Source organism: Sphaerisporangium siamense (assembly GCF_014205275.1).
GTDB lineage: Bacteria > Actinomycetota > Actinomycetes > Streptosporangiales > Streptosporangiaceae > Sphaerisporangium > Sphaerisporangium siamense.
The window spans coordinates 2351390-2376402 of record NZ_JACHND010000001.1; the positions used below are offsets into that span (position 1 = coordinate 2351390).

Here is a 25013-nt window from a genome sequence, read left to right on the forward strand (position 1 = left end):
CTGTCGTTCGAGCTAATGACTTCCACTCGGATGAGATACACTGAAGTAGCTGGTTTAGGATCTCGGTGCCAGATCATCCCTGGTTGCTGGTTCCAGTGAAGGGCCTGGAGTCTCTGCAGGAGTCCGGGCCCTTCACCTTTCCTTAGCCGATGTTTATCGTAGCCCCTTCTTCTGGCCACATGGTGCCATGTTGGGCGAGCGAATTCGGCTGCTGTCACGCCTTTCTCCCCCTAGCTGCGGAAACGCGCGGTGGCGTCGGGGAAAACTTTTTCGGGCCGAGCGGAGAGGCTCAAGATATCAAGATCGGCTAGGTTGGTTGCGGCGGTGTGGAGGCGTATCGGCCTTCCTCTTAGTGGTGGGCCGCTGGCCTCGCAGATAGGCCAGTCTTCGTGAGTCAGGCCGTCCCCTGGGTCGCTTGTTATCCAACGAGAGGCGGATTTCTTCAGAAAGCGGACATTTCCTACTGGCTGGCTATCGGAGTGTGGAATCCGCCTACATTGGACAATCGTGTACACGTACGCGATTGTCCGAAGATGGGTCGTCGTGCCGTATGGCGCGGCCGGTGTGGGCCTACGGATGTGCAGCCCTCGCCGAGGGCTCGCCGTGCCGGCTGCCAGGGGAGAGATTGATCGGATGAATCTCTTGATCGGGCGAAAGGAGGCGGCGCGAGTGCACCTTGCCGCGCGCGGGAGTCTCCTGGACATCGAGGGTCTTCACCGCTGTGGGCAGGCAGACTAGATGGCTCGTGCGGGGGTGCGGCTTAAGCAGTACAGGCCGAGGCTTGTGCCTACAAGGAAGGTGACGCTTTCTGGTGCTGTCTTCGTCCTCGACGGACGCGCTGGGCTGAAGCACGCGCTGGGCTGCGCAACAGCCTCAAGATCGTATCGTGCATGTATCGCGATCATCGGCCTACGGCTGCATACGATGGCGCACGGCTGCCCTTGATCATCTACTGTCAAGGAAAGAAAGCCCTGATGATGGGCGTGATGGCTGGTCGGATGAGTGCCCCCGGCAGGATTCGAACCTGCGGCACCCGCTTTAGGAGAGCGGTGCTCTATCCCCTGAGCTACGGAGGCGGGATCTGGTGTAAGCGTACCGAAAGGTGGGGGGGTTGTGTGACGTGGTGGGGCTTGGGTCTTGGTGGAGGAGGCCATGGGTGGGCTGAGCTGCGGTAAAGGGGGGACATGGGGGAGTTGGCGGTTGCGGTGGGTGACTATGGTCGCGGAGCGTGACTGGGGGGTGTGTGGGTGGTGCTGGGCGTACGAGGGGTAGCTGTAGCGGTGATCTTGGGGTGGATGGCCTCTGCGTGGACGTAGGGGGTGGGGGACTTGCTGGGCGATCAGGTGCCTGTGGTTATGAGGTGGGTTGTGAGTTGCGGTCGGGGGGCTTGCGGGGGCGGAAGGTTCGGCTTGGGGTGTTGATAGGGGCTCTGGTCGTGCCTGTGGTGATCGCGGTGGGGCTTATGGTTGCGGCGCTTAGTGGGTAAGAGGAGCAGTTGGCTCGGGCGGTAAGAGGAGCAGTTGCTCGGGCGGTGAGGGGAGCGGGTGCGGTCGGCGTTGGCGTCGTCATAAGCGGCAAGGTGGTCAAGGCCAGCACTCTGAAGAACCGGATCGGAGCCTGTAGCACCGCCCGAAGCAGCATCGCCACCGATGGTGGCGGTATCGCCTGGTGCTCTGCCAATGCCGGCATCGGCTCCGTCACTGATCCTGTCACTGGTTCTGTCGCCGGTCCCATCGTCCGCCGGTCCCATCGTCGGCTCCATCACTGGTGCCCTTATCGGCGCTGTCACTGCTGACGGTAGTGGCGTCTGCGGTGACGGCTGGGCCTTGCGAGGAGGCCTGGCGGCTGTCCTGGGGAACGTCGCGGCAGTCGTCGCTCAGAGGGCGTGGTCGCCCGGTGGCGGGAAGGACGTGGCTGCCGTTGCCTGCGGTCGAGGTGAGCGCGTTGTGTGGCGTTGGTGTGGGCAACTTGGGGCGCTGGTAGGGCGATGGTGGGCTTTGCTGGGGTGGGTGGGGGATTCGTGAGAGTGCGTCAAGTTTGGGGGGTGGGGGCGGTATAAATGCCATGATCCGTGCATAACGGGTCTTGTGGCTTGGGTTCGGGGACTTGGCTGGCTGTAGTAACGTGCGTGCCGGGCTGAGGTCACAAGTTCGCAACTGGAGGGGTCCGACGTGCCATCTCCTCGATCGGCGAGCCTGGTCGCGGTCTTCATGGCGTTGGCTTCCGTGCTCGTGCTCGCGTCGTCGGGGACGGCGCAGGCGAAGCTCGTCACGCTGGAGGAGGTCGACCGGGAGCCGGGGCCGGGGAATCTGACGGAGCTGCGGCGGGAGGCCGAGAAGTCGTCGCAGGCGCTGGCGGAGGCGACGAAGGCGCTGGAGCAGCGGCAGGCGACGCTGGCGAAGGCCGACACCGAGCTGAAGGCCAAGCTGGAGCAGCTCCGCACGGCCACCGCGCAGTTGTCGCGGGTGCGCAAGCCGCTCGCCGACCTCGTCCAGTCGCTCTACCAGTCCCCGTCGGGCGGGGACATGTCTCCGTTCCTCTCCGGTGAGGAGGACGTCGACCAGCTGCGCGCCCTCAGTGACATGACGTACCTGGTGTCCGGACGGGACGAGGTGCTGGCCGACGCCGGGCGGCTCTACCAGCAGCAGCAGCGGCTGGCGGCCGAGGCGCAGGATCTCCGGGCGACCAAGCTACTGGTCGAGGCGCAGCTCAGCGTGGAGATCGATACCTTGCGGAAGCGTTCGGCCGCGACTGTCAAGTCCTTGTCGCAGGCGCTGGTGAAGCTCGGCGTACGCGTCAACCAGGGGGGTCGGTCCGGTGCCGCGTGCGACCCCACGCGGGTGAGCTCGGCCGCGCAGTATCCGAACGGCCTGCTGCCCAAGAGCGTGCTGTGCCCACTCCAGCAGCCGGGGCGCGAGTTGCGCGCGGACGCGGCGATCGCGTTCGTGGCGCTCAACGAGGCGTACAAGCGGCGCTTCGGCAGGTCGATATGTGTGACGGACAGTTATCGCAGCCTGGGGGCGCAGCAGGCGGTCTACTACCGCCGGCCTGGGTTCGCCGCCGTGCCGGGGCGGAGCAACCACGGGCTGGGGCTGGCCGTGGACCTGTGTGGCGGGGTGGAGTCGTTCCGTTCGGCGCAGTTCAACTGGCTTGAGGCGAACGGCAAGCAGTTCGGGTGGATTCACCCCGCTTGGGCGTATAGCAGTCCCTTTGAGCCCTGGCACTGGGAGTATGACCCCAAGCTAGGGTCTGCGCTGTAGCGGAAGCCGATCTTATCCACATGCTGTGGATAAGTGTGTGCGCCGAAGGTCGCGTCGAACGCTTTCCCGGACCGCGCGCGTTCGGGGTGAGTGGCGGGATGTCTCCCAGGGCGGCTTGCTCTTCGCGGCTTGAGGTTACGGATCGTCATAGGATTCGGACGTGGTCGCCGCGTTACGGTGAGTGACGTTCCTGGGATGGCGGCTATCGCCGGTGGCCGTGGATCGCGATGGACAGGCGTGAGCCGGTGGCGGCTTGGGCGAGGCGGGTGGCCTGGTCGGGGGTGGCGGCGAGGACGACCAGGGCGCCGGTGTCGCCCATGGCGTCGGTGGTGCGGGTCGCGGCGGGCGGGGCGATGACGGTCACCGCCTGGGCCACCGTCGCCGTCGGGGGTGCGACCGCGTCGTCCCACTTGGGGGCGGCGGCGATGACGTCGATGACGTCGCCGGAGCGCAGAAGGTGTGCCGACGAGGCGTCCGTGATGCGCACGGGCGCGGCGAGGAGGCCCGGGCCGTAGGCGTCGACGAGGGATGGGCCGAGCAGGCGTACGTCCGTCAGCGGCTCGCCGCGGCGGGCGGGCGAGGTCAGGACGCGGCCGTCGACCGGGGCCGCAGGGGGGAGGGCTCCGTCGGGCACGGTGCCCTCGGGAAGCCTGATCACGGTGACGTCCGCGGGGGAGAGCGCACCTCCAGGGAGGTCGCGGGCCGCGGCGAGGACCTCGGCGGTGGCGGCGGGACGGATGGCGAGACCGAGGCAGGTCATGGCCATCGCCGCCAGCACGGCGGCCAGGAGCCGCCGCCGTCGGTTGACCATTCGAGCGGCACGAGACAGCGCCCCACGAGACAGTGCGCCACGAGATGGTGCTCCAGAAGATGGTGCGGTGCGCATGGTGATCGCTCCTGATGGGCGACGTCGGCCGTTCGCTGGATGGCCGAGGGACTCGGGAACGGTCGGCGGGTAGCGCGGACCACAGAGGGGCGTTGTCACGCGGCCGCGGGGGTCATCACCGCGCCGTACGGTGCCGTCGGCCGCGGTGATGACGGGCGGGCTGGGGTCAGGGGAGAGCGAAGGGGAGTTTGATGCCGTTCAGGGCGGTGGGGCAGGGGCAGGCGCGGTCCAGGGGGAGGGATTCGGCGACCGTGGCGACGAGCGTGCGCATGCGTTCGCTGTTGGCGGCGAAGAAGGCGAAGACCTCTTCCTGGGTGACGCCTTCGCCGGCCTCGACGCCGGCGTCGTGGTCGGTGACGAGGGCCAGCGTGGTGTAGCAGAGGGCGAGTTCGCGGGCGAGGGCGGCCTCGGGGTAGCCGGTCATGCCGATGATGGACCAGCCGTTGGAGCTGAACCAGCGGGACTCGGCGCGGGAGGAGAAGCGCGGGCCCTCGATGACGACGAGGGTGCCGCCGTCCACGGCCTCCCACCCCTCGGCGCTCGCGGTGGTGTGGGCCAGGGCGCGGCCCACCGGGCAGTAGGGGTCGGCGAAGGGGACGTGGACCGCGCCCCCCTCGTCGTAGTAGGTGTGGACGCGGCCGGAGGTGCGGTCGACGAGCTGGTCGGGGATGACGAGCGTGCCCGGGCCGTACTCGACCCGCAGCGACCCCACGGCGCTCGGCGCCAGCACCTGCCGGACGCCCAGCGAGCGCAGCGCCCACAGGTTGGCCCGGTAGGGAATGCGGTGGGGAGGGTGGCGGTGGTCGCGGCCGTGACGGGGCACGAACGCGACGGTTCGCGAGCCGATGCGCCCGACGGTGACGGGATCGCTCGGCGGGCCGTACGGCGTGGTGACCTCGACCTCTTCGGCGTCGTCGAGGAGGGAGTAGAAGCCTGAGCCGCCGATGACTCCGATGTCCGCTCTGGTGACCATGGCGACGACACTAGCGCGCCACGCCGGGCCCGTCGGCGGCGAAATCGCGGCCTGTGGAAAACCGCCTCAGCCGCTCGTACGAGCCTGATTCCGCGGGGCCAGGAGCGGAAGAGGGTTGTACGGCGTCAGAGGCGGCCGTACAACCCGCGACGGCGTCAGGAGGTGGAGGAGCCAGAGGAGCTGGAGGAAGTGGACGAGCTCGCGGCGGCGGGTTCCTTCTTGCCCGAGCCCGACTCCGAGCCGGACTTGGAAGACCCCGAGTCGGAGGAACCGGACCCCGAGGAGCCGTTGGACTCGGACTTGGCCGACGGCGAGGTCGTGGAGGCGGAGGAGCCGGACGAACGGTTGTCGGTACGGTAGAAGCCCGACCCCTTGAACACGATGCCCACGGCGGAGAAGACCTTGCGCAGCTTGCCGGAGCAGCTCGGGCACGTCGTCAGCGGATCGTCGGTGAAGCGCTGAGTCACTTCGAGACCTTCACCGCAAGCGGTACAGGCGTACTGGTAGGTGGGCACGCGGTCCTCCTCATATGGCTCACGCAGATTGGCACTCTACCGATGCGACTGCTAATGGTACGCAGCCGATTAGGCTAAACGCCACCCAGCCGGGTTCTAATCCCCTCCACAAGATCTCCCCGCCGAGGTCACAGGCCTCTATGAGGATGCCTTGTCCTGGTATGCCGCAGAGGCGGGGGAGGACGCGAGTGGCAGTGGGGAAGATCACGGGCAGAGGGATCTGTGGCCGCGCGGGCTGAGGTGCTGGGGTCCCGCGGCGACGTCATAAGGGCCTCCCAAGGGGAAGCCCTCAGTCGCCGCGCTCGCCGTACCATCCGGCCAGCTTGCCACGCCGGCTGACCGCCCGCAGGCGCCGCTCGACCGTCTGCCGGCAGGCCGCGGTCGTGACGACCAGGAGCTGGTCCTCCGCCCGGAGCCGGGTCGAGAGCTCGGGGACGAACGACCGTCCCTCCCGAACGACCATGGTGACGGCGGCGTCGGACGGCAGGCGGAGCTCGAAGATCTCCACTCCGTGCAGTCCCGAGCCGGGAGGGATCGTGACCTGGAGCAGGTCGGCGTCGAGCTCTTCCAGGGGCGCGGCCTCGACGCCGAGGTCGCGGGCCTCGCCGGGCGCGCCGATGCCGAGGACGCGCGCCAGGTACGGCAACGTGGGCCCCTGCACCATCGTGAAGACGATCACGATGACGAAGACCTCGTTGAACAGGCCCTTCGCCCCGATGATCCCCGCGGCCCAGGGGATGGTGGCCAGGACGATCGGCACGGCACCGCGCAGACCCGCCCAGGACAGGAAGAGCTGGTCCCGCCAGGACAGCGAGTCGACGCCCGCGACGCGGACGATCAGGGCGGAGGCCACGACGGACGCGGGCCGGGCGAGCAGCAGCAGCGCGAGCCCGGCGATCAGGCCGGGGACGATGGTCGTGGGCAGCTCGGAGGGGCTGGCCAGGATGCCGAGCATGACGAACAGCCCGATCTGGGCGAGCCAGGCGGCTCCTTCGGCGAAGCCGCGGGTGGCGGGCCGATGCGGCAGGCGCGTGTTGCCGAGGACGAGCGTGGCCAGGTAGACGGAGAGGAACCCGCTGCCGTGCAGCAGCGCCGCGCCGCTGTAGGCGACGAACGCGAGGGCGAGCACGGCGATCGGGTACAGGCCCGAGGACGGCAGCGCGACGCGACGCAGCGCGTAGCCGCCGAGCGGTCCGACGGCGAGGCCGACCGCGGCGCCGACGCCGAGTTCGAGGGCGGCCTCGCCCATGACGTGGGCCAGGTCGGGCAGGGGCGTGCCGAGCCGGCTGAGCATGACGACGACGATGACCGTGGGCGCGTCGTTGAAGCCGGACTCGGCCTCCAGGATGCCCGCGAGCCGCCGTGGCAGCGGCAGACGGCGCAGGACGGAGAACACCGCCGCCGCGTCGGTGGAGGCGAGGATCGCGCCGAGCAGCAGCGCCATGCGCCAGTCCATGCCGAGCAGCCAGTGCACGGACCCCGCGAGCACGATGATGCTGACGCCGACGCCGATGGTGGCGAGGGCGAGCGCGGTCGGCACGCCCTGGCGTACGTGCGTCCATTGGGTGGTCAGGCCGCCTTCGGCGAGGATCACGGCGAGCGCGGCGAGGCCGATCTGCTGGGCCAGGCCCGCGTTCTCGAACTGGACGCCCAGCCCGGCCTCGCCGAGCAGCAGGCCGATGCCCAGGTAGATGAGCAGGGTGGGCAGGCCCGTGCGGTGGGCGATCCGTACGGAGGCGATGGCGGCGATCACCACGACGGACGCGAGGAGTAGCCAGATATTCAGATTCACCGGCCCTCCCCGTCGTACTTTTCCGTCCATTGTGGCGTATTGGTATGGTCCTCTACCACGATGAACTACTTTGAGCTACCGTCACACGCGACACGGATGAGAGATCAACGGATTTATGGGTGAACGGTAGTGACGGACGAGTCTTCCCCGTACCTGAAGAGCCCGGCGGTTCTTGACGGTCTGAGGAAGGACGACTCCGCCGGTGACGGCGACGACGTCCGTGAGGCGCCTCCGAAGAAGCGGCGGTTATGGCGCCGTGTCCTGATCGTCGTCGCGCTCGTCCTCGCCGTGGTGCTGGCGGCCGGCTTCGCGCTGGTGATGGAGCGTCAGATCACCCTGAACGGCAACATCGAGCGCATCACTGGAGCGTTCCCCGAAGAGGCGGGGCGGCCCGCGAAGACCGTGGGCGAGGCGCAGAACTGGCTGCTCATCGGGTCGGACAAACGGCCGGGCGAGGCGGGCTCCCAGCGGGCCGACACGATCATGATCGTCCACGTCCCGGCCGCCCGTGATCGGCTCACCCTCATCGGCATCCCCCGCGACTCTTATGTCCGCATCCCCGGGCGCGGAAACAACAAGATCAACGCCGCGTACGCCTTCGGCGGGCCGAAGCTGCTGATCAGGACGGTCGAGGACCTCACCAAGATCCGCATCGACCACTTCGCCGCGCTGGACTTCCGAGGCTTCGTCGCGATGACCGAGGTGATCGGCGGCGTCGACGTCTACGTGTCGCGCAAGGTGTACGACCCGATGAACAAGGTCACCTGGCCGCAGGGCATGGTGCACCTGGAGGGCGAGAAGGCCCTGCTGTTCGTCCGGCAGAGGTACAACCTGCCCGGCGGCGACTTCGACCGCATCAAGCGGCAGCAGGCGTTCGTCCGCGCGATGGGTCACAAGATCATCAGCAGGGACCTGCTGACCGACCCGCTGAAGCTCAACGCCTTCCTGGAGGCGCTCACCCGCGCGGTCAGCGTGGACTCGGGCGTCTCGCTCGGCACCCTGCGCGACCTGGCCCTTGAGCTGCGCGATATCCGCCCCGACACGGTCGATTCCACGACGATCCCCACCGCCGGCACCGCCACGATCAAGGGCGCGAGCGTCGTCCGTGTCGACAGGAAGACCGGCGCGCGATTCTTCACCGCGGTCCGCGACGACAAGCTGCAGGAATACTTCGACGACAATGGCGGTCTCGAGGATCTTCAAATCGTCTCGTGACGAAAAACCGTGACGAAAATCACATCCGTCCGAGCGTGACGATGCCCGACGGAAGCGCCGCCATCGAAACCGCCATGTCGTGGGGTTCCGCGGGAATTCCCTCGATCAGCTCGCCGTCGTGCAGCAGCGCGATCGTCGGCACGTTCGGCCCGACCCGGGCGAGCGCGCGGTCGTAGGAGCCGCCCCCGCGCCCGAGCCTGACGCCATTGGACGGGTCGACGGCCAGCGCGGGCACGATGACCAGGGCCGCCGTACGGATGGCGTCCACGCCGCGCCGCGTGTCCACCGGCTCCATCATGCCGCGCGGGCCCGGCTCCACCGACCCCGGACCGTCGTAGACGGCCCAGTCGAGGTCGTCGTCCGGCCGCAGGACGGGAAGGATGACGGTGGCGCCGTGCTTCCAGAGCGCGAAAATCAGGCCGTGCGTCGACGGTTCCGTGCCCATCGACCAATAACACGCGACGAGCCCGGCCATTTGCACCCAGGGCCGGTCGAGTAGCGTTTCCCTGATCGCGGTCGCCGAGCCGCGCGGATCGGCGAGCCTTGTGCGAGCGGCCACGATCCTCCGGCGCAGCTCCGCTTTGTCCACTCGGCCCTCCATTAAGGTGCATCCATGGCTGACTACGATCCAGTGACGAAAGTCGTCATTCCCGCCGCCGGCCTCGGGACCCGCTTCCTTCCGGCGACCAAGGCGACCCCGAAAGAGATGCTGCCGATCGTCGACAAGCCGGCCATCCAGTATGTCGTCGAAGAGGCGGTGTCCGTCGGACTCCTCGACCTCCTCATGGTGACAGGCCGGAACAAGCGCTCCATAGAGGACCACTTCGACCGCGCCTACGAGCTGGAGGAGGTGCTGGCGGCCAAGGGCGACTCCGAGCGTCTGTCCCAGGTTCTCGAACCCGTCGAGATCGCCACCTTCCACTACGTACGCCAGGGGGAGCCCAAGGGCCTGGGCCACGCCGTCCTGTGCGCCAAGCAGCACGTCGGCAACCACCCGTTCGCCTGCCTGCTGGGCGACGACATGATCGACCACCGTGACCACCTGCTCAAGCGCATGATCGAAGTGCGCGACACCTACGGCGGCAGCGTGGTCGCCCTCATGGAGGTCCCCAGGGAGCAGGTCTCGCTGTACGGCTGCGCCGAGATCCAGCCCACCTCCGAGGACGACGTGGTCCGCGTGACGGGCCTCGTCGAGAAGCCCCCCGCGGACGAGGCGCCGTCCAACTGGGCGGTCATCGGCCGTTACGTCATCGACCCCGCCGTCTTCGAGGTCCTGGAGAACACCCCGCCGGGACGCGGCGGCGAGATCCAGCTCACCGACGCCCTGCTCGAACTGGCCGGGCGCACCAACGAGGACGGCGGCCCCGTCCACGGCGTGCTGTTCCGCGGCCGCCGCTACGACACCGGCAACAAGCTCGACTACCTGCGCACGGTCGTCCAGTTCGCCGCCGAGCGTCCCGATCTCGCCCCCGACTTCATCCCCTGGCTTCGCGAGTTCCTCGACCGGCATTCCGGGTGATGATCAGATCATGGTCGCGATGAAATCGGTCGACGCACACCTCGCCGAGATCCTCGCCGCCGTGCGCCCGCTCGCCCCCGTCGTCCTCGGCCTGGACGCGGCGCTCGGCGCCACCCTGGCCGAGGACGTCGAGGCCCCCGTCCCGCTGCCGCCGTTCGACAACTCCGCCATGGACGGGTACGCCGTGCGGGCCGCCGACGTCGCGACGGCGAGCGAGGACCACCCCGTCGTGCTCCCGGTGACGCTCGACGTCGCGGCCGGCGACGTCGCCCCGCGCACGGTCGCCTCCGGGCACGTCACGCGGATCATGACAGGCGCGCCGGTGCCCGAGGGCGCCGACGCCGTGGTGCCGGTCGAGTGGACCGACGGCGGCGTGTCCGAGGTCCTCATCCGCAGGCCCGCGCCCGCGGGCAACGCGATCCGCAGGTCCGGTGAGGACGTCCGGCCCGGGGACGTCGTCCTCGCCTCGGGCGCCGTGCTCGGGCCCGCCCAGCTCGGCATCCTCGCCGGGGTGGGCAGGAGCGCCGTCCGGGTCCGCCCGCGGCCCCGCGTGCTCGTGCTGTCCACGGGCGCCGAGCTGGCCGAGCCGGGCACTCCTCTCGCCCACGGGCAGATCTGGGAGTCCAACAGCTTCACGCTCGTCGCCGCCGTCCGCCAGGCGGGCGGGGAGGCCGTCCGCAGGCGCGCCGTCGGCGACGACCCCGCCGAGTTCAAGGACACGCTCGACGCGCTGCTCGGCGAGGCCGACGCCGTGATCACCAGCGGCGGCATCTCCATGGGCGCCTACGAGCCGGTCAAGGAGGCCCTGGCGCCGCTCGGCACGGTCCGCTTCGAGAAGGTCGCCATGCAGCCGGGCATGCCCCAGGGGTTCGGGCTCCTCGGCGAGCGGCAGGTCCCGATCTTCACGCTTCCCGGCAACCCCGTCTCGTCGTACGTCTCGTTCGTCCTGTTCGTGAAGCCCGCGCTGGCCGTGCTGCGCGGGCTGCCCGCCGCGCCCGCGTCCACCGTCACGGCGACGCTCACGTCCGCGGCGCGGTCCCCGGCGGGCCGGCGGTCGTTCCTGCGGGGGGTGCTCGGGACGGACGGCACCGTCGCCCCCGTGCACGGGCAGGGGTCCCACCAGCTCGCCGCCCTGGCCTCGGCCAACGCGCTCATCGTCGTGCCCGAGGACGTGACCGGGCTGCCGGAGGGGAAGGTCGTGGAGGTGATCCCGCTGTGAGCGAGCTCAGCCACATCGACGAGTCGGGCGCGGCGCGCATGGTGGACGTGTCGGCCAAGGACGTCGGCGTCCGCACGGCCCGCGCCACCGGCAGGGTGCTGCTGTCGCCCGAGGCCGTGGCCGTCCTGCGGTCCGGCGACGTGCCCAAGGGCGACGCGATCGGGGTGGCCCGTATCGCCGGCATCATGGGGGCGAAGCGGACGCCCGACCTCGTCCCGTTGTGCCATCCCATCGCGCTGCACGGCGTCAAGGTCGAGATCGTCGTCGTGGACGCGGGCGTCGAGATCACGGCGCGCGTGAAGACCGCCGACCGTACGGGCGTCGAGATGGAGGCGTTGACGGCCGTCTCGGTCGCGGCGCTGGCCATGGTGGACATGATCAAGGCGGTGGACCCCGCCGCGGTGATCGGCGATGTCCGGGTCGAGGAGAAGACCGGCGGCAAGACCGGCGTCTGGACCCGGCCGTGAGGGCGCTGGTCGTCACGGCCTCCACCCGGGCAGCCGCAGGCGTTTATCCCGATAAATCGGGACAACTGCTGGTGCAGCTTCTCGCCGAGGCCGGCTGCGAGCGGGTGGACGGCCCCCGCGTCGTCCCCGACGGCGACCCGGTCGAGGCCGCGCTGCGCGAAGGCGTCCGCGCCGGATACGACGTGATCGTCACCACCGGTGGCACCGGCCTCACCCCCACCGACCTCACGCCCGAGATGACCCGCCGCGTCATCGACCGCGAGATCCCCGGCATCGCCGAGGCCGTGCGCCAGGCCAACCGCGACAAGGTCCCCGCGTCCGTCCTCTCCCGCGGCCTCGCGGGCCAGGCGGGGACGACCCTCGTCGTCAACCTGCCCGGGTCCTCCGGGGGCGTGCGGGACGGCATGGCCGTCCTCGCCCCCGTCCTGCGGCACGCGGTCGACCAGATCAGAGGCGGAGACCATCCCAATCCCTGAGGTAAGCAGGCCGCAATGGCGAACTCATGCTCCGGGAGGGGATGATTGACCCGTGGATCGACTTCGCGGCTGGCCGGCCACCCTCAAAGAGGGGCCGGTAGGACTCCGGCCGCTGCGGCTGCGCGACGTGGGCGTCTGGCGCGAGACGCGGCTGCGCAACGCCGACTGGCTCCGCCCCTGGGAGCCGAGCAACCCTGAGACCCCGCTGTTCCGCACCGGCCTCGGCCCCTACATCTCGATGGTCGGCACCCTGCGCCGCGAGGCACGGCAAGGGCTCGCGCTGCCCTGGGTCGTCACCTGGCGCGGGGCCTTCGCCGGCCAGCTCACCGTCGGCGCGATCGTCTGGGGCTCGGCGCGCTCCGCCCAGGTCGGTTACTGGATCAGCGGCTCCCTCGCCGGGCGCGGCATCATCCCCACGGCGCTCGCCATGGCCGTCGACCACTGCTTCTTCCGGGTCGGCCTGCACCGCCTGGAGGCCAACATCCGCCCCGAGAACCACGCCAGCCGCAGGGTCGTCGAGAAACTCGGCTTCCGCGAGGAGGGCATCCGCCGCCGCCAGCTCCACATCGACGGCGCCTGGCGCGACCACATCTGCTACGCCCTCACCCTTGAGGACGTCCCGCGTGGACTGCTGTCGCAGTGGAGGCAGACCTGGGAGAAGACGGCCCGCGACTGACCGCCCGGGTACCGGACGATGGATACGTTTGACGTATCCGTGGGGATAAACAGGTTGACGATCTCGCGACACACCGCACTGAATACTCGTCAACCAGTGACACGCGGTCCTACGGTGCGTCACGTGAACACATTTGCGACGGCGCCCGGGTCCCGTGCCGTGTTCACGCTGCCCGGAGGTGGGCGATGAGCAGCGCCTTCCTCTACCTCGGCATCGTCCTCATGTGGCTGTGCGTCCTCGTGCCCATGTGGCTGCGCCGCGACCGCCACTCGATCGATGTCATCGAGCCCTTCGGCGTCCACGAGGACCGCTCCGACCCCCAGGAGCCGAACGGCGACACCCTCACCGACGTCCCGGTCTCCGACCTCCCCGGTACGACCTCGTCCGACGACGACGAGATCACCGTAGAACTCGACAACCCCGCCACTCCCCGCGGCCAATCCTCCACGGGGCCGCTCCGAGCCCGCCCGTCTTCGCCCACCGACCTCGTCCGGGGCCGCCCCTCCTCGTCCACCGACCTCGTCCGGGGAGGACCGTCCCAGTCAGCCGAGCTTGCCAGGGGAGGACCGTCCCAGTCGGCTGAGTTCGTGCGAGGAGGGCCATCCCGGTCCGCCGAGTTCGTGCGAGGAGGACCGTCCAAGCCCGACGCGGACCCCATCCGCGGAGAGCGGCTTTCCGCCTCCGAGGATTCAGCGGACGCCGCCCCCGTCTCCGAGCTCACCGCCGCCGAGGAGTCCGCACGGGACGAACGGCGCCGCCGCGCCCGCGTGGTGGCCCGCCGCCGGCGCTGGCTCCTGTGCATCGCCCTGCTCCACATCGCCTCACTCGTCACGGCCGCCGTCGGCGTGGCCCCCTGGTGGAGCGTGGCCCCCTCCGCCGTCCTGCTGGTGGCCTACCTCTCCGTGCTCCGCGTCGCGGTAGCCGTGGACCGCGAACGCCACCTCGCCGCCGCCGAGGCCTACGCCGACCACCAGCGCAGGCAACGCGAGCACCGCCACGCCCGCGAACTCGCCGCCCAGCGCGCCGAGGCCGAGATCATCGAGTTCCGCAAGCCCACCGAGCCCTTTGACCAGCACGCCGACCACACCCGCCGCGCCGTCGGCGACTGACTGACCCCCACCAACGATCACCCCCTCCGGATGGCGCGGAGGGCCCCCAAAGTTTGCTAATCTGGTCGAGTCCTTGGGGCTGTAGCGCAGTCCGGTAGCGCACTTCGTTCGCATCGAAGGGGTCAGGGGTTCGAATCCCCTCAGCTCCACCCAGGTCAAAGGCCGTTTCCTCCGGGAAGCGGCCTTTTTTGATCTAGCCAATGTCCGATTTCGGGAGCAATCTGGGAGCGGGCCTCGCGCGGGGTTTCTCTGGAGCCGTCCCGACCTGGCCGCCTCCAGCCGCGGAACGTTGCGGAACGGCTCCAGCAGCTCGTTGACGATCCCGACCGGTGAACGCCGCGGGATGCCCGCCTCGTCCCAGCGCCGCCCGAGATCGGCCCGCCCCTGGAGAGTCTCACCCCACCGCCGCTGCAACGCCTCGACGAGCTCCTCACGCATCTGATCGGTCACATGCGTCTAGTGACCCCGCATCGACCCGTCGCCGACGTGGCCCATCGGCTCGTCCCGAAGGTTGTCGGGGCCGGGCAGACGGCAAGCCCGCCGGTGCTCGTGATGGTCTGTGGGTACTCGCGCTGGCTGATGGCGCAGATGCTGCCGTCTCGGGCAGCCGGTGACCTGTTCGCTGGGATGTGGGCGCTGCTACGCGCGCTGGGCGCCACGCCGAAGACGCTGGTGTGGGACAACGAGAGCGCGATCGGGCAGTGGAGGGGCGGCCGGCCGCAGCTGACCGGTGAGCGAACGCGTTCCGCGGCACCCTGGGAGTGCGGATCCTGCAGTGCAAACTGGGTGACCCCGAGGCCAAGGGTTTGGTCGAGCGGGCCAACGGCTATCTGGAAACCTCGTTCTTGCCCGGCCGGGTATTCACCGGTCCGCAGGACTTCAACGCCCAGCTGGACGGTTGGCTGGCACATCGGGCCGACACCCGCCATCACCGGCGGATCGAGTGCAGGCCCGCGGACCGCATCGTGGTCGACCGGGCCGCGATGGTGCCGCTGCCGCCGGTTGCGCCGGCGGTCGGGTGGCGCAGCGCGATCCGCTTGGCCCGCGACCACTACGTGCGCGTCGCGTCCAACGACTACTCGGTGCATCCGTCGGTGGTCGGCCGGCTGGTGGAGGTGGTGGCCGATCCGCAGCAGGTGACCGTCACCTGCGCCGGGCAGGTGGTGGCCCGCCATCAGCGGTGCTGGGCTGGCCATCAGACCGTATTCCTGTCCTGATCGTCGATGAGGTGGGCTACATCCCCTTCGAGCCCGAGGCCGCGAATTTGTTCTTCCAGCTGGTCTCCAGCCGTTACGAACGCGCCTCGCTGATCGTCCCCTCCAACAAGCCGTTCGGCCGCTGGGGTGAGGTCTTCGGCGATGACGTCGCCGCCGCCGCGATGATCGACCGCCTCGTCCACCATGCCGAGGTCATCAGCCTGAAGGGAGACAGCTACCGGCTCAAGAACCGAGGTCTCGGCCGTGTTCCCCCAGCCGAGACCAGCACCGACCATCAGTAACAAACCGCAGCAAACATCAACGCCAGGCGGTCAACTTTCAGACGACGATAGGGGGTCTGTTTTCGAGCGTCGTTGACACGAGCGAGCGCCTCGCGGATGATCCGCCTCGTAGAGCACCCACCAGGGTGCCGGTGCGAGAAGGCTGCCGCTCGGGAGGCAGCGCAGCGGAGTGCGGAGTGGCTGTATCTGCTGACGCGGATGTCCTGATCGTCCAGGTACTCGGTCCAGCTCTGAGAGGGGACTCGCGGAGCCGGACCGTTTCATGTCCACGATCTTCGGCCTGGTCTACTGCCGTCCACGGGAGACCGGGCCGACTAAGACCGTCTTCCACGCTGGGATGTGTGTGCGATCGAAAGCCTCGGGACGCCGTTGGCGAGTAGGTCGTCGAGGTTGGATGTTCGTCCGGACGGCTCCGACTGCCGGGGTTCGAGTCCCCGGGGATGCCCACTTGGGCTCGGCTGTCCGTTTGTGCGTGGGGGGTCGGGCCGAGACAATGTAGCCTCTCGTGCCGGCCTGATTTCTCGCGGAGACGGAGATAAGCGTCTCCGACGTCGTAGGTGTGGTGACGTTGTCGTGCCTCCACACCTACGACGCTTGGCACGCTCTGGGCGCCCGGTGTCGACCTTAGAACAGGTCATCCACCCCGTACCGGTTTGAGGTGAATACGATCGTTCTGCCATCAAACGAAAGATCCGGTTCGAATTCCTCCGCGTCCGTCGTGAGCGGCAAGAGTGGCAGGAGCGGCAAGTTGTATACAGGGCCGTACGTTTCCTGATCGCCCGCAGGCCGACCGGGTGCCTCCTGCTCGACGGCTGAGTCGTCCCAGGACTGGGCGGATGCGGCAGCCGGGGCTGTCACGAGTAGAAACCCCGCTGCGACAGCGATGAGGCCGAAGCGAGTGGTTCTCGTCATCGCTCACCTTCCTTGAAGAGCCGAATATCTGCTCGTGGATACCCCGCGCCTTTGTCGGTAGTGCGCCGACACGCCATTTATGACCGATTTCATGCCGAGAGAGGGCATATTTCGGATACGGCCCTCCCGGACTCGCCCTGAGCGGCGATAAGGCGTCCGGCTGGCAGTCGGCGGCCGGCCTGGCGCCCTGACCAACCAATCTTCATGCCGTGCTCGGTCAGGACACGGCAGATCGGCTCGACGCCGAACAGGTGCCGGTGTTCGTCGATGAAGGTCACGAGTGGGTGTGTGGCCGGTCGAGCTCGGCCGCGAAGAAAGCCGAGGCGGCCTTCAGGATCTCGTTCGCTCGACGTGGTTCGGCGTTCTCTCGGCGCAGCCGTTTCAGCTCGGCTGACTCATCCGTGGTGCGGCCGGGCCGGCTGCCCTCGTCGATCTGTGCCTGGCGGATCCAGGTGCGCAGTGTTTCGGCGGTGCCGATGCCGAGCCTGGTCGCCACCGCGTTGATCGTGGCCCACTCGGTGGGGTAGTCCGGCCGCACCTCGGCGACCATGCGAACCGCTCGACGGCGCAACTCGGCTGGGTAGGGAGACTTGCCTGGCATGGACTCGACCTCTCAAGAGATCAAGTCTCCACCGAAACCGGGGCGATTCAATTGAAGAACGCGATCCCGCGAGCCGAGCACCAGTACGAGGTTTATTTGGTGGAGCGGCGTAAGGAGATGAACCAGTGAGCAGCTACCGAAAGTGGCGCGACAGCAATCACCTGGAGCGGGCCATCGAAACCCAGGGGGGCCTGAGCGGTTCGAGGACGGAGTCCGACAGCTGGGCGAGGAGTCGCAAGGATGGCGACTCGCCGAGATGCGCAAGCGCCGTGGGCTCAACCAGTTGCAGGTCGCTGAGCGCATGGGTATCTCTGTGGCACGCGTCTCCCAGATCGAGAAGGGTGACGTGTCCACCCGCGAGGTCCTGGACCGCTACGTCGCGGCCCTTGGCGGCGTTCTGAAACTGGTTGCGGACTTTGGTGACGAGCAGCTGAAGGTCAGCTGACCAAGCCCGATCACCTACTGCTGTAACTCGGTGGCGACTCGGTGTGGGTGAGTGACCAACCGGGTGACAATCGTCCCGTACAAGCCCGGACGGCTCCGGACATCCGCGCACGATTACTGCAGGTGGTGGCGTGGTCTGCAGCGTTTAGGACCCTCATCGGGGTTGCTTCGCATAGAAGGGGTCAGGGGTTCGAATCCCCTCAGCTCCACCCAGGGCCGTTCTTGATTTGGCTCAAGAACGCTTGATGAGGTCCCGTCCGATCGCTTGATCGGGCGGGACCTCGTCGTTTCCGAGGTTTTGTGGCCGCTGGACGGGCTGATTGTGGCTTGTGTGGTGTTCCTTGGTGCAGGCTCCGAGGAGCATGACGCCGGTTCTGCAGCCACATCTCGGCAGAGGAGCAATCCGAGTGTGGCGACGGTGTGGAGGTATGCGGCGGGTAGCGTGCAAAGCATCCTGCGGATGAGGTATCGCCCTTACCGTCGCAAAGTATGCAGACAGTGGATGTACTGGTCGTAGGTGCGGGCCTGGCCGGCCTGCGCACGGCCCGGCTGCTCGCGCGACGGGAACTGAACGTGATGGTGGTCGACCGTCGCAGGTCGCTGTCCACGGGCATCCGCACGACGGGGATCTTCGTACGCCGCACCCTCGATGACTTCGACGTGCCGGATCACCTGCTCGGGCCGGGTGTCCGGGATGTGCTGCTGTATCCGCCGTCGCGGCGGGCACCGATCAGGCTCACCAGCGACCGGGACGAGTTCCGCGTGGCCGACATGGCGGGTGTCTACGAGCACGCGCATCGCGCGGCGGAGTCAGCCGGGGCACGGGTCCTCTTGGGCGTACGGTATGTCGGCGCGTCGATGGGCGTTGTGCAGCTCGCGGGTGCGGAACCGGTGAGGGCCCGGTTCATCGTCGGCGCGGACGGCGCCCGCTCCCGAGTGGCTCGTGATCTCGGCCTTGATGTCAACCGCCGCTTTCTCGTCGGTGCCGAGATCGTCCACCCGATCGCGCCGGGCACGAGCCGCCCGGCGTTCCACTGCGTACTCGACCCCCGGATCGCTCCGGGGTACCTGGGATGGGTCATCGACGACGGCCGGCACGCGCATGTCGGCGTCGCGGGATATCCGAACGCGATGCGCACCGGCGTCCGCCACCTGCTGGACGCCTTCGCCGCGGATGCGCCCGGCAGTACACCGTCGGCCGGGCCGGTCGAGCGCCGAGGTGGTCCGATCCCGGTCGGCGGTGTGCTGCGACGGCTGGCGTGCCCCGCCGGACTGCTCGTCGGAGACGCGGCGGGCGCGGTGTCGCCGCTGACGGCCGGTGGGTTGGATCCCTGTTTACGCATGTCCGAACTGGCCGCGGCGGTCATCGCCGGGTATCTGCGTACCGGCGACCAACGCATGCTGAGCCGGTACGACGGGGACGCGTTGCGGAGCCGGTTCCGAGGCCGGCTGTTGTTGCGCCGCGTGTTCGCCGGCATCCGATCCCCCGCTGCGGCGGAGGCGGCGGTGGCTGTGCTGCGCGGTCGTGCCGGTCGGGCCCTGGCGGCGCGGATCCTGTTCGGCGACGGCTCGTTTCCCGAAGTCGACCCACGGCTCGCGGATCTGGCGATCGACCACTCTTACCGGTGACGCCGACCGGCTCCCCTGTGACGGGGCGGGCATGCGCCGGAGGGCTGTGGGTGGGTCAGGAGAGGCCCTTGATGATTCCGGCGGCGAACTCGGAGATCCAGGCGCCGATGGTGCGGCCCCAGGTGGTGGTGCCGAAGAACATGCCGAACAGGCAGGCGGTGATGAAGGTGGGCCACTGGCGTCCCTTGAGCATGAACGTGCAGACGGCGATCACACCGAAGATCAGGGTGAGGACAGCCTGCATGGCGGCCGCGGTCATGGGGCGACTCCTGGAGTGGGGGACGGCCGGATGCCGGCCTGCGGAGGGGAGTGGGCACGTGCTCGGAGGCTCTCAGCGGTCGATCGGGGCGCGGCCGGAGACGTTCCGTTCAGGGACGGCTTGGGGGCTCAGCACGCGGGGTGGTCGCGATCGGGTCGGCGGCCGGTCGCGAGGTGACGGGATCCCGCGGTCGTCGAGGACCACCCTGCGGCGATCATGACAGGGAGACAGATGATCACCAGCACTATCAGTATCTTCCATTCGGTTCGCAGGTCAGGTGTTTCGCTTATGGCTGGGCCAGATCTCGTGATCCGGGTCCCACCAGATGATGTGGAAGCAGTTCTCCTGCAAGAAGCCGTACAGGCGTAGGGTCCCGCCGAGGCGCAGGCGGGAGATCTTGGTCATGTCCGTCAGGTGGAGTTCCGCGAGCCGGTCGCGGGATGTCGGGTTGGGCAGGTTGGCCACGTCGTAGTGTTTGCCGGGCTCTTCTCCGTGGTTGAAGATCTCGTTGACGGTCATGGTCTCGAAGTGCGCCAGCTTGTCCAGCACATCGTGCATGGTCACGGCGTCCACCTTGTCGAAGCCCCACGGCCCGTCGCGGTCGACGTGGCAGAACCGCCACGAGAGGCGCTTGTCCGAGGTGTCCTCGCCGGGCAGCACCACTGCGGATCGCACGAAGGGCTTCGCGCCCTTGGCCGGTGTGGTGTGCTGCGCGGCGACCTGCTTACGCTTGCCGGCCATCGGCGGCGACCAGAGCGTCGAAGAAGGTGTAGATCTCCTCGTCGTCGATCGTCTCGTCACATCGGTCGAGCGGCCCCACCCGGGCGCGGGTGCGCGCGTTGATCCAGGGCGGCTCCTGATGGGTCATGGTCGACAGGTCGTGCGCCGACAGGCCGCCGAGGTTGGACAGGACGATGTCCACTGACTCGCGTTCGCCGTCGTCCAGCACGTCCGGGTCTCCGGTGATCTGCCCGTCGTCGAGCTCGAACCGGTCGCGGTGCCTGGCGTACAGGTCCGGGGACACGGGGCCGTTCGCCCATGCCTCGAACCGTTCCGGGAACAGCCGGCGACCCTCCCAGGCGAGGTGATAGCCGTAGGCGTAGTAGCAGAGCTTCTGCAGCTTCATCGCCGTCATCGGGCCGATCCTGGCCAGGATGTACGCCGCGACGTCGTTGACATGCGCCATGCCGCCTCCCCCTCTCGCCGCTTCCTCGATTATGTGCCCGTCGAAGGGGAAGCGGCACGGCGCCGGACATATGAGATCCGGCGCCGTGCCAGGGGCATGCGCGCGAGCGGTGCCACGGCCCGGTGTGCCCCGGAGGCCGTCCGCTCACTGGGTGTGGATCACGCCGTCATTGTTCGGTGAAACTCCCGAGCCCTGGATGCCGTCGTACGACGGGGCGGCGGCGATGAGCCCGTACTCGATGGCCGTCGCCGCGCCCGCGGCCGGCGCGAGGGCAGTGCCGACGATCGCGAGCGCGGCCGCGGCCGCGACCGACGCACAAACCATCCGAATGATCTTCATGGGACTCCTTTCGTGGTTCACGGCGCAGGTGATTCGCCCACCAACTCCGAACACCACCGGCGAGCCGCCGTCCTCGTCCAGATGCTCCTCGACGCGGGGATCGTGGCGTCGCATACTTCGACGGCGAAGTCGAAGAAGTCGACCGTGGCTGGCGAATAGTGGCAGTTCCAACCTGGATTGTACGTCGCGAGAGAGGGGATCATCGTGAAATCCCTAGGCCGCTTAGATGGCACGCTCTGAATCGATACTTGTGAACGCGAAGTCATATTCGGTCAAACCGGTCCGCATTTACACGGGAATTCTGCAGCGGTGCCGTGGGGTGGCGTGGCCCGGTTTCGTCATGTCACCGGTCTCAGTGGTCGGGCGAAGGTAGGTGCAGTTTCTGGGCCGCGCCGGTCAGGAGGGTGGTGAGGCCGTCCTGGAAGCGGGCTTGTTCGGATCTGTGGCCGAGGAGGGTGGGGAACACCTCGTGAGGGTCGTTGTCGCCGAACAGGGCTTGCATGTGGGGGAAGCGTCCGCTCAAGTACTGGGTTTCGGCGAAGCGTAGGGCCGCTTGGGCCGTTTCGTCGTCAGGAGGGTTCGGGTCCGCCGGGTGTGTCCCGGCGGAGCGCAGCACGTTGCCGTGGACGTAGTCGTCGACCATGGACAGCAGCGCGAACTTCTCGGGCGGGTCCAGGTCGGTGCCGGCGAGGGCGGCCAGAGACTGTTCGAAGTGGCGCATGGCGTTGGGGCCGACCGCTGCCTGCTGCAGGGAGTGCAGCGCCCAGGAGTGGCGCATCAGCACGGTCCAGGTGCGGGTGGCGATCGCGGTGAGCGCGTCGTACCAGTGGGCCGGGAGCTCGTCGTCGGGGATCAGCACCTTGCCCATGAGCGCGTCGTCCATCAGCGCGATCAGCTCGTCCTTGGTGCGGACGTAGTGGTACAGCGTCATGGTGCCGGCGCCCAGTTCGGTGGCGATCCGGCGCATCGACACCGCGGCGAACCCCTCGGTGTCGGCGATCGCCAGCGCGGTCGACGCGATCTGGTCGCGGGTGAACCGCGGACGGCGGCTGCCGGGCTCCGGCCGGGTCCAGATCAGTGCCGAATCCTCACCACTTGCCACTCGTACACTGTACCGCTAGCGTTGTTCGTACGTCGTACTATTATTTGGTACGTCGTACGGATAAGGGGGAGAGTGACATGACGGACGTCGACGTGCTGGTGGTGGGGGCCGGGCCGACCGGGCTGACGCTGGCCTGTGAACTCGCCGTGCGGGGCGTCCGGTTCCGCCTCGTCGATCGGGCGGACCGGTTCTTCGGCGGCTCCCGCGCCGACGGCATCCAGCCGCGGACCATGGAGGTCTTCGCCGACCTCGGAATACTCGATCCGATCCTGGCCGCCGGCGATCTCGGCATGGTGATGCGCGCCTATCAGGGCGACACGGTGGTCTGGGAAGGACGGATGAGCAGCCCCACCGCGCCGACACCGTCCGTGCCGTACCCGAACATCTGGTTCGTGCCCCAGTTCCGCACCGAGGAGATCCTGCGCGAACGGCTCGCCGAACTCGGCGGGCGGGTGGAGCCGTCCACCGAACTGGTCGACCTCACCCAGGACGCGGACGGCGTGACGGGCGTCCTGGTCCGTGGCGGGACGCATGAGACCGTACGCGCCAGGTACCTGGTCGGCGCGGACGGCGGGCGCAGCACCGTGCGCAAACGGCTCGGCATCCCCTTTCCGGGAACGACCGATGAGAACACCGCGATGCTGTTCGCGGACGCCCGGGTGGACGGCATCGGCCGGGACCACGGCCGGATCTGGCAGACCGGCGACGGCCTCGTCTCCGTGACGCCCTTGGCCGGAAGCGACCTGTTCGTGGTCGTCGCGCCGCCGTCAGGGGACGAGGGTGAGCCGATCCGTGACCACCTCCAGCGGCAGATCACCGAGGCGTCCGGGCGTGGCGACATCGTGGTGCGTGAGGTGACCTGGCACACCACGTGGCGGGCGAACACGCGGCTGGCCGAGCGCTTCCGGGAGGGCCGCGTGTTCCTGGCCGGCGACGCCGGGCACGTGCATCCGCCGACCGGCGGTCAGGGCATGAACACCGGCATCCAGGACGGCTACAACCTGGGCTGGAAGCTCGCCGCCACGCTTGCCGGGGCCCCGGACCTCCTCCTGGACAGTTACGAACCCGAGCGGACGGCGGCGGCGCGTGCCGCGCTGGACATCAGCACGAGGCTGCTGGAGAAGCACAAGCGGGGTGACGACGACGCGCATGCGCGCGGGGCCGAGGTGCACGGGCTCACGTTGAACTATCGCGGCGGCCCCCTCTCCCGCGGCGATGGCGATCCCCTCCGCGGTGGCGATCACGCCGGCTCCGGGACGGTCGCCGCCGGGGACCGGGCGCCTGACGCGCCCGCGACCACGGCCGATCACCGTCCGATCCGGTTGTTCGACCTGTTCCGCGGTCCGAACTGGACGCTGCTCGCTTTCGGCGCGGCGCACACGAGCACGGTGTCCGTCCTCAATGACCGCTACGGCCCCGCCCTGCGCGCGCATGCCGTGGTCCGTCCCGGCGAGCCGACCGGCGAGGACACTGTGGTGGACGGCGACGGGCACGTGCGGGGCGGGTACGGCGTGGCCGACGGCGCCCTGGTGCTGGTCCGCCCTGACGGCTATATCGGCTTCATGGCGAGCTCCGGAACCATCGGTCAGGTGGCCGAATACTGGACGGCGCTGCACGCCGCGACCGGAACCGTCCCTATCTGGAGATGACCGGCCACGCCGCGCCTCTCCCGCGACGAGGACGTTCTCAGGCCGGTACGGCAGGAGAGCAGGCCGGTGCCACGCCACACGACTGATCGCCGGCAGGAAACGGCCGCCGTCGCGACATAAAGGGCATCAAGGGCAAAAGAGTTTCCGTGCATTCGGCGGCGCCGATATGTGACCAGCCCTTTTTTGTGACGGCGACCGGATTTCGTTCGATCTATTGTTGATCGCCTTTTCGCATGCCAACCTCTGGAGGGGACATTCGTCCCTGCGGCGGCGAGTCGAAAAGGGGCGCCTGAATGGCCGATTACTTGATGACCGGTCGGCTCGGCGAATCGAAGGCCCGGGGACGTGTGAGACGGTGGGGGACGGTGCTCGGGGGCCTGCTCGGCGTCCTCGCGATCGTCCTCGCCGTGGTGAATCCGGCGCTGGGCGACGTCATTCCGAAACTGCCGCAGAACGCCGACGGCCTGGAGCAGACGTTCTCCCCGGCGTACGACTACGACAGGGACGGCTGCTACGCCACCGCGGCCATCACCTCCTCCGGGTACGTCAACCCCGGCCTGCACCTGGGCGGCGCCGTGAACGGGCACTGCCGCGACCTCGCGCAGTTACAGGAGTCCAACACCTACGCGCGCGCGAAGTGCAACAACGGCTGGTGCGCGATCATGTACGCCAGTTACTTCGAGAAGGACCAGACGGTGGACGGCTGCAGCACCGAGCCGGGCTGCGGACACCGTCACGACTTCGAGCACGTCGTCGTATGGGTGCAGAACAACCAGGTGCAGTACGTCTCGCATTCGCGGCACGACTGGTGGGAGACCTACGGCCGCTCCAGCGTGCGTTTCGACCCGAGCGGCACGCACCCGAAAATCGTCTATCACAAGGACGGCGGCCTGACGCACTGCTTCCGCATCGCCAACAGCGGCGACGAGGCGGTGGAGAATCACACGGGCGGCTGGTTCTATCCGCGCCTGGTCGGCTGGAACGGATATCCCAGCGTCGCGTTCAGGAACCAGTTCATTTACCACACCGATTTCGGCCACGCCTCGATCAAGCTCGGCACCGAGGTCATGAAGGGCCAGCTCGCGGCGGCCAAGCCGGCGGGCATCCCGTTCGACCCCTACGCCTGACGGCCCGCACGCCGCGTCCCTCCGGGCACGGGAGCGAGCGCCCGCCCCGGGAGACCTTCAGAACCTCTGCGGCCCCGGGGCGCGACCTAGATGATCTACCGTTCACCGCGCCCAGATGGCCGCTCGGCGCGCGGGTCTACCGTTCATCCCGTTCCAAACG

23 protein-coding genes, 2 tRNA genes and 3 pseudogenes are annotated in these 25013 nt (G+C 68.6%); 15 read left to right on the forward strand and 13 right to left on the reverse strand.

What is annotated here, in order from left to right; translation table 11 throughout:
• Positions 1 to 1003: 1003 nt before the first annotated feature.
• Positions 1004 to 1076, reverse strand: a tRNA-Arg gene (locus tag BJ982_RS11015).
• A gap of 1095 nt (positions 1077 to 2171) precedes the next feature.
• On the opposite strand from BJ982_RS11015, the gene BJ982_RS11020 reads away from it, so the two are divergent.
• Positions 2172 to 3260, forward strand: coding sequence for a D-alanyl-D-alanine carboxypeptidase family protein (locus BJ982_RS11020; RefSeq protein WP_239123792.1), 1089 nt, complete (start codon positions 2172 to 2174; stop codon positions 3258 to 3260).
• A gap of 202 nt (positions 3261 to 3462) precedes the next feature.
• Here the strand turns inward: BJ982_RS11020 and BJ982_RS11025 are convergent, their stop codons facing one another.
• From BJ982_RS11025 to BJ982_RS11040, 4 genes are all read right to left on the reverse strand, one after another.
• Complete coding sequence (locus BJ982_RS11025) at positions 3463 to 4071, reverse strand: RcpC/CpaB family pilus assembly protein (protein ID WP_239123787.1); 609 nt, start codon at positions 4069 to 4071, stop codon at positions 3463 to 3465.
• 241 nt (positions 4072 to 4312) lie between these two features.
• Positions 4313 to 5119, reverse strand: a complete 807-nt coding sequence (locus tag BJ982_RS11030; protein WP_184879131.1) for an S-methyl-5'-thioadenosine phosphorylase — start codon at positions 5117 to 5119, stop codon at positions 4313 to 4315.
• A gap of 155 nt (positions 5120 to 5274) precedes the next feature.
• Positions 5275 to 5634: an FmdB family zinc ribbon protein gene (locus BJ982_RS11035; RefSeq protein ID WP_184879133.1), complete on the reverse strand. Its 360-nt coding sequence runs from the start codon at positions 5632 to 5634 to the stop codon at positions 5275 to 5277.
• A gap of 289 nt (positions 5635 to 5923) precedes the next feature.
• On the reverse strand, positions 5924 to 7426 hold the full coding sequence (locus tag BJ982_RS11040) for a potassium/proton antiporter (protein ID WP_203959501.1): 1503 nt from the start codon (positions 7424 to 7426) through the stop codon (positions 5924 to 5926).
• A 129-nt stretch (positions 7427 to 7555) separates the two neighbouring features.
• Between BJ982_RS11040 and BJ982_RS11045 the strand changes: the two genes are divergently transcribed.
• Complete coding sequence (locus BJ982_RS11045; RefSeq protein ID WP_184879137.1) at positions 7556 to 8641, forward strand: LCP family protein; 1086 nt, start codon at positions 7556 to 7558, stop codon at positions 8639 to 8641.
• 19 nt (positions 8642 to 8660) lie between these two features.
• On the opposite strand, the gene BJ982_RS11050 is transcribed toward BJ982_RS11045, so the two are convergent.
• A complete protein-coding gene (locus BJ982_RS11050; RefSeq protein ID WP_239123785.1) occupies positions 8661 to 9230 on the reverse strand; it encodes a 5-formyltetrahydrofolate cyclo-ligase in 570 nt (189 codons plus the stop codon).
• 24 nt (positions 9231 to 9254) lie between these two features.
• On the opposite strand from BJ982_RS11050, the gene galU reads away from it, so the two are divergent.
• The 9 genes and pseudogenes from galU to BJ982_RS11095 form a co-directional block, all read left to right on the forward strand.
• Positions 9255 to 10160: a UTP--glucose-1-phosphate uridylyltransferase GalU gene (gene galU, locus BJ982_RS11055; RefSeq protein ID WP_184611692.1), complete on the forward strand. Its 906-nt coding sequence runs from the start codon at positions 9255 to 9257 to the stop codon at positions 10158 to 10160.
• Positions 10161 to 10179: 19 nt separating this feature from the next.
• Positions 10180 to 11379, forward strand: a complete 1200-nt coding sequence (gene glp, locus BJ982_RS11060; RefSeq protein WP_184879141.1) for a molybdotransferase-like divisome protein Glp — start codon at positions 10180 to 10182, stop codon at positions 11377 to 11379.
• Positions 11376 to 11846: a cyclic pyranopterin monophosphate synthase MoaC gene (moaC, locus tag BJ982_RS11065; RefSeq protein WP_184879143.1), complete on the forward strand. Its 471-nt coding sequence runs from the start codon at positions 11376 to 11378 to the stop codon at positions 11844 to 11846. The genes glp and moaC overlap by 4 nt, the downstream gene beginning before the upstream one ends.
• Positions 11831 to 12322: a MogA/MoaB family molybdenum cofactor biosynthesis protein gene (locus tag BJ982_RS11070; protein WP_184888675.1), complete on the forward strand. Its 492-nt coding sequence runs from the start codon at positions 11831 to 11833 to the stop codon at positions 12320 to 12322. The genes moaC and BJ982_RS11070 overlap by 16 nt, the downstream gene beginning before the upstream one ends.
• A 52-nt stretch (positions 12323 to 12374) precedes the next feature.
• Positions 12375 to 12998, forward strand: coding sequence for a GNAT family N-acetyltransferase (locus BJ982_RS11075; RefSeq protein ID WP_184611701.1), 624 nt, complete (start codon positions 12375 to 12377; stop codon positions 12996 to 12998).
• Between the two features lie 185 nt (positions 12999 to 13183).
• A complete protein-coding gene (locus tag BJ982_RS11080; RefSeq protein ID WP_184879145.1) occupies positions 13184 to 14107 on the forward strand; it encodes a SepX/GlpR family protein in 924 nt (307 codons plus the stop codon).
• Positions 14108 to 14182: 75 nt separating this feature from the next.
• A tRNA-Ala gene (locus BJ982_RS11085) sits at positions 14183 to 14256 on the forward strand.
• Between the two features lie 364 nt (positions 14257 to 14620).
• A pseudogene (locus BJ982_RS39230) lies at positions 14621 to 15312 on the forward strand (Mu transposase domain-containing protein); the annotation flags it as partial.
• Positions 15309 to 15605: pseudogene (locus BJ982_RS11095) on the forward strand (ATP-binding protein); the annotation flags it as partial. The pseudogenes BJ982_RS39230 and BJ982_RS11095, both read left to right, overlap by 4 nt.
• A 1109-nt stretch (positions 15606 to 16714) precedes the next feature.
• Here BJ982_RS11095 and BJ982_RS11105 read toward each other — a convergent pair.
• A pseudogene (locus BJ982_RS11105) lies at positions 16715 to 17118 on the reverse strand (transposase); the annotation flags it as partial.
• 256 nt (positions 17119 to 17374) lie between these two features.
• Between BJ982_RS11105 and BJ982_RS11110 the strand changes: the two are divergent.
• Together BJ982_RS11110 and BJ982_RS11115 are read left to right on the forward strand one after the other, a co-directional pair.
• Positions 17375 to 17563, forward strand: coding sequence for a helix-turn-helix domain-containing protein (locus BJ982_RS11110; RefSeq protein WP_239123784.1), 189 nt, complete (start codon positions 17375 to 17377; stop codon positions 17561 to 17563).
• 488 nt (positions 17564 to 18051) lie between these two features.
• A complete protein-coding gene (locus BJ982_RS11115) occupies positions 18052 to 19191 on the forward strand; it encodes an NAD(P)/FAD-dependent oxidoreductase (RefSeq protein ID WP_184879153.1) in 1140 nt (379 codons plus the stop codon).
• A 55-nt stretch (positions 19192 to 19246) separates the two neighbouring features.
• On the opposite strand, the gene BJ982_RS11120 is transcribed toward BJ982_RS11115, so the two are convergent.
• The 6 genes from BJ982_RS11120 to BJ982_RS11140 form a co-directional block, all read right to left on the reverse strand.
• The gene (locus BJ982_RS11120) at positions 19247 to 19450 is read right to left on the reverse strand and encodes a hypothetical protein (protein ID WP_184611711.1); all 204 of its coding nucleotides are present in this window, start codon (positions 19448 to 19450) and stop codon (positions 19247 to 19249) included.
• A gap of 273 nt (positions 19451 to 19723) precedes the next feature.
• Complete coding sequence (locus BJ982_RS11125; RefSeq protein WP_184879156.1) at positions 19724 to 20191, reverse strand: hypothetical protein; 468 nt, start codon at positions 20189 to 20191, stop codon at positions 19724 to 19726.
• Positions 20175 to 20636: a Panacea domain-containing protein gene (locus BJ982_RS11130; protein WP_184879159.1), complete on the reverse strand. Its 462-nt coding sequence runs from the start codon at positions 20634 to 20636 to the stop codon at positions 20175 to 20177. Before BJ982_RS11130 ends, BJ982_RS11125 begins: the two co-directional genes overlap by 17 nt.
• Before the next feature lie 144 nt (positions 20637 to 20780).
• Positions 20781 to 20975: a hypothetical protein gene (locus tag BJ982_RS11135; protein WP_184879161.1), complete on the reverse strand. Its 195-nt coding sequence runs from the start codon at positions 20973 to 20975 to the stop codon at positions 20781 to 20783.
• A gap of 17 nt (positions 20976 to 20992) precedes the next feature.
• A complete protein-coding gene (locus tag BJ982_RS41085) occupies positions 20993 to 21241 on the reverse strand; it encodes a BP74-related protein (RefSeq protein ID WP_445009399.1) in 249 nt (82 codons plus the stop codon).
• Between the two features lie 86 nt (positions 21242 to 21327).
• Entirely contained in the window at positions 21328 to 22077 is a 750-nt protein-coding gene (locus tag BJ982_RS11140) for a TetR/AcrR family transcriptional regulator (RefSeq protein WP_184879165.1), read from the reverse strand.
• 77 nt (positions 22078 to 22154) lie between these two features.
• Here BJ982_RS11140 and BJ982_RS11145 point away from each other — a divergent pair, with 77 nt between their 5' ends.
• Both BJ982_RS11145 and BJ982_RS11150 read left to right on the forward strand, forming a co-directional pair.
• On the forward strand, positions 22155 to 23726 hold the full coding sequence (locus BJ982_RS11145) for an FAD-dependent monooxygenase (protein WP_184879168.1): 1572 nt from the start codon (positions 22155 to 22157) through the stop codon (positions 23724 to 23726).
• Positions 23727 to 24019: 293 nt separating this feature from the next.
• Positions 24020 to 24853, forward strand: coding sequence for an NPP1 family protein (locus BJ982_RS11150; protein ID WP_239123783.1), 834 nt, complete (start codon positions 24020 to 24022; stop codon positions 24851 to 24853).
• Positions 24854 to 25013: the final 160 nt, after the last annotated feature.